4 protein-coding genes are annotated in these 4,459 nt (G+C 45.8%); 2 read left to right on the plus strand and 2 right to left on the minus strand.

Going from position 1 to position 4,459, the window contains the following annotated elements; translation table 11 throughout:
* Positions 1 to 301 precede the first annotated feature (301 nt).
* On the plus strand, positions 302 to 1,468 hold the full coding sequence (gene agl3 / locus BP896_RS08550; protein WP_291767545.1) for a UDP-sulfoquinovose synthase: 1,167 nt from the start codon (positions 302 to 304) through the stop codon (positions 1,466 to 1,468).
* Here the strand turns inward: agl3 and BP896_RS08555 are convergent.
* Both BP896_RS08555 and BP896_RS08560 read right to left on the minus strand, forming a co-directional pair.
* Positions 1,465 to 2,202 carry an MqnA/MqnD/SBP family protein gene (locus BP896_RS08555; protein WP_291767547.1) on the minus strand — a complete coding sequence of 246 codons (738 nt, stop codon included), beginning with the start codon at positions 2,200 to 2,202 and terminating at the stop codon, positions 1,465 to 1,467. The genes agl3 and BP896_RS08555 overlap by 4 nt on opposite strands.
* Positions 2,202 to 3,296 (minus strand): CofH family radical SAM protein, encoded by a 1,095-nt coding sequence (locus BP896_RS08560; protein ID WP_291767548.1) that lies wholly within the window; start codon positions 3,294 to 3,296, stop codon positions 2,202 to 2,204. Before BP896_RS08560 ends, BP896_RS08555 begins: the two co-directional genes overlap by 1 nt.
* Positions 3,297 to 3,400: 104 nt before the next feature.
* Here BP896_RS08560 and mqnC point away from each other — a divergent pair.
* The coding region (mqnC, locus tag BP896_RS08565) for a cyclic dehypoxanthinyl futalosine synthase (protein ID WP_291767549.1) at positions 3,401 to 4,459 on the plus strand (1,059 nt) is incomplete at its 3' end.

Genomic DNA, 4,459 nt, shown 5'->3' on the forward strand with positions numbered 1-4,459 from the left:
CCTAATGCATACTTAATTACTAATTGCTGAAAAATTGCCCTAGACGCATTCACTGGATTCACAGCCTAAACTCCTTACCGTATTTGGTTAATTCGATTAAACCCCTTAGATACCCCTCCTTGGCTTGGTAAAATCTATCAGCAATATTCTGAGCAACCTTGACTATAATTCACCTTAACATCTAGTAAACAACTAGGCAATCCCCAACTCATAAGGGGCCTTAAAGCGCCTCCGGGAATATGTGGTGTGGTCCTCATTATTGGTGTGTTAACTTTATAAGCGCTTAAGGTATGTGGTTATTGTGAGGGTTCTTATACTTGGTATTGATGGTTACTTGGGCTGGGCGCTTGCGCTTAGGCTTGTGAGGAGGGGTCATGAGGTTATTGGTGTTGATAACTTCTACACTAGGAGTGCTGTGGAGGAGGTTGGTTCATGGTCTGCATTACCGATATTAAGCATGGAGGATAGGGTTAAGGCTGTGGAGGAGGTTTATGGGTCGAGGGTAATCTTCCATGAGGCTGATGTTACTGACTACGATGCTGTGAGGCATATTATTGATAAGCATAGGCCCGACGCCATAGTTCACTTCGCTGAGCAGCGTTCTGCACCGTACTCGATGATTGATGTTAACCACGCCTCCTACACAATGGTTAATAACCTTAAGTCAACGCTAAACGTAATATACGCCATAAGGGGCATTAGCAGTAGGATCCACCTACTTAAAATGGGTACACTGGGTGAATTCGGTTACCCAGCCTTCAGGCTACCTGAGGATGCATTCGTTGAGGCTATTGTAAATGGCGCCAGGGATAAGATACTTGTACCCAGGTGGGCTGGCTCATGGTACCATTGGAGTAAGGTTTTCGACTCCTACATGCTTGCCTACGCTAATAGGCTGTGGGGAATAACGGTAACAGACTTCCACCAGGGGCCTGTCTACGGCACTAGGACTAGTGAAATTACTTCAGATGAGTTATTCACCAGGTTTGACTTCGATGACGTATGGGGTACTGTGTTTAATAGGTTCTGCGCAGAAGCCGTAATTGGCCATGAGTTAACAGTCTACGGTAGTGGGCTTCAGAAGAAGGGGTTCACATCCCTTGAAGACACCACCGACGCCTTAACACTACTACTGGAGAATCCGCCAAGTGATGGTGAGTATAGGACTGTTTACCACTATAGGGAAATCCTAACACTCAACGCCATTGCAGGCTTAGTTAAGGAGGCTAGTAAGGAGGTTTTGGGTTATGAACCCCAGGTTGTTCACTTACCTAACCCAAGGGTTGAGCCTGAGGATGACTTATATTATGAGCCTGAGAGGAGGGTTTTACCCAGGTTGGGTATGTATGGGTTGAGGAGGAATATGAGGGATGAGGTTAAGGTTATATTAAGGGATTTAGCCAAGTATAGGGGTAGGATTGAGGCTAAGGCTAATGTACTTAAGCCAAGGGTTAAGTGGAGGGGTTAGCATTGACGTGGAAGAATCCTTAGGCATTTAGGTAGCTTAAGAACCTCAAGTTCAGTGATTACCCCATCAATAACCTCATCATTAACCTCATACTTAATGCTCTTCATTAAGTAATCCCTAACCACCCACTCAGGTACATTAAGCCTATTAGCCACATCCCTAATTAATGGCTCAGGGTTACTCATGAATGAGTTAAGGGACCTCCTAATACCATTAACCACACCCATTAATTCACCGCCACTAACACCAACTCTGGCAACCATTATTGCGTAGACAAGGGGCTTACCAATCCTCTCCTCCCAAAGTTCACCAACATCAGTAATGTAGGGTAGGCCCAATGCAGTCATCCTCAAGGCCTCATCACCAATAACTAAAACACCCTCATACCTCTTCAATGCCTCATGCGGGTTTAAAACCCTCTCAAAGCTAATCCCCATTAACGCCGTTAATGCACCAGCATTAACGCTAGTATCCTCAACAGCCGCATAACCCCTACCTGAACCCTTAAATAACCTAGCCGATAATACAGGCCCCCTACTGTATACTGCGAAGTACGGCACCATGTTAACTACATCGCAGTGGTATGCAGCGTAGGTTAATGGTACGAAGGCTACGTCAACCTCATTCTCTAGGATTAACTTAATTGACTCATTATTACTCACCGGCACTGGGTTTAAGCCTGAGTACTTGAATAATGGGTCACTGTGCGCGTACTTAAGCCTAGCAATCCTCATTAATTCACCTCAATTAGCCTAGTGTGGAAGGTGTCCCTAACCATAGGCCTCCTACCAACCTCCCTAGCAATGTGGGCTAACTCAGCCACTGTGGTTGGCCTTAGGGATTCACTTGAGCCAGCCTGCTTAAGCACCTGCTCATTAATCATAGTCCCCACTAAGTCATTAGCCCCAGCCAATAGGAGTGTTGAGGCAAGCCTCTTACCTAATGAGGTCCAGTAAGCCCCAATCCTCTTAATACTACCCCCAAGTATAATCCTTGATATTGCAGTAACCTTCACATCCAATTCAGCGGGTGCAGGGCCCTTAACTAAGCCATCCCTATACAGTTTAGTGTTCCATGGAACGAACTTAATGGGTATGAAGAGTAGTATGCCGTTAGTCTCCTCCTGTAGTTCCCTTATTGAGAAGAGGTGGCTTATTATGTGTTGGGGCCCCTCAACATGCCCATACATCATTGTTGCATTACTCCTTATGCCCAATTCATGAGCCTCATGGGAAATCCTCAACCAGGCCTCAGCATTAAACTTATATGGCGTTATGACCCTCCTAACATCCTCACTGAGTATCTCAGCCCCACCCCCAGATAATGCATCTAATCCAGCTAACTTGAATCGCTCAAGAACCTCCCTAGTACTCATGCGCCAAATCCTAGCGTAGAAATCCACCTCAGCAGCCGTGGGCCCCTTAATTGTGATTTCAGGGGCAGCCTTCTTAACGCTACTGAATAATTCCTCAAAGTACTCTATGGTTAAGTCTGGGTGGAAGCCACCGTTAATGTGTAGTTCACTAACCCCGTAATTAGCCTTAGCCTCAAGGACACCCTTAACAACCTCCTGCGGGCTCCTTAAGTAGGCTTCAGGATGCCCCTTGGGCCTATAGAATGCGCATATTGGGCATTGAGCCACGCAGACGTTAGTGTAGTTTATTACGACGTTATTAACGAAGGTTACTGTATCCCCAGTAATCTTCATTGTTAATTCATCAGCCACCTTAGCCAACACCCTGAAGTCGCATTGAGTGAATAGGCTTAAGGCATCTGTTTTACTAACCCCATTGGCAACCGCATTCCTAACATCATTAATGGTACACATTATTGCCTATTCATTAGACTAATTTAAAAAACTTAACCCATTGAATACGGGAAAGTGGGTAGCTGGGTTAAAGGTTAAAGAAACCTAAATTAACCCAGTAATCAATGGATCAAGCACTGGAGAAGGCCCTGAACGGTGAGGAGTTGAAGCCCCCTGACATTGAGAGGCTCCTTGAATTGAACCTATGGGACCTTGGTATTGCTGCAGGGGAGTTAACTGAGGGGTTGTTTAAGGGTGTGGTAACCTTCATACCAAACCTAATACTGAATTACACCAATGTCTGCACAATAGCCTGCAGCTTCTGCGCATTCTATAGGCCGCCAAGGCATCCTGAAGCCTACACCATGAGTGTGGATTACGCTGTTAAGCTTGCAGCCGAGGTTGATTCAAGGTTTGGTATTAGGCAGGTACTGGTGCAGGGTGGTATTAATCCTGAATTGGGGATTGAGTATTATGAGGAGTTATTCAAGGCGCTTAAGGCCAAGCTCCCGCACGTGGCAATCCACGGCTTAAGCCCCATTGAGGTTGATTACTTGGCTAGGAAGCATAGGATGAGCTACAGGGAGGTTCTTGAGAGGCTTAAAGCCTCCGGAATGGATACACTGGCTGGGGGTGGTGGGGAGATTCTGGTTGATGAGGTTAGGAGGATTATTGCACCACATAAGATTAGTGCTGAAACGTGGTTAAACATAATGGAGGTTGCCCATGGGTTAGGCATAAGGAGTAATGCAACAATGATGTATGGGCACGTGGAGTCTAAGGCAGATTGGGCCGAACACCTATACAGGATAATTAACCTACAGAGGAGGACTCATGGATTCCTATCCTTCACCGCATGGAACTTTGAGCCAGGTAACAGTGAATTAACAAATAAGGTCCCCTATCCATTAACCTCAGCAACATTACTAAGGATAGTGGCTGTGGCTAGGCTAGTGTTTAAGGGGGAGTTACCTAATATTCAATCAAGCTGGTTAACCAACGGCCTTGATGTAGCTCAATTAGCCCTCAAATTTGGTGCAAATGACTTCGGTGGGACACTATATGAGGAGAGGGTTATACCAGCCACTGGATTAAGTAAGCCAGTATTCACCAGAGATTACGTAGCCTCCTTAATTAAGGCAATTGGGTTTAAACCCGCTGAGAGGGATAATTGGTACAGGGTA

Source organism: Caldivirga sp. UBA161 (assembly GCF_002506515.1).
GTDB lineage: Archaea > Thermoproteota > Thermoprotei > Thermoproteales > Thermocladiaceae > Caldivirga.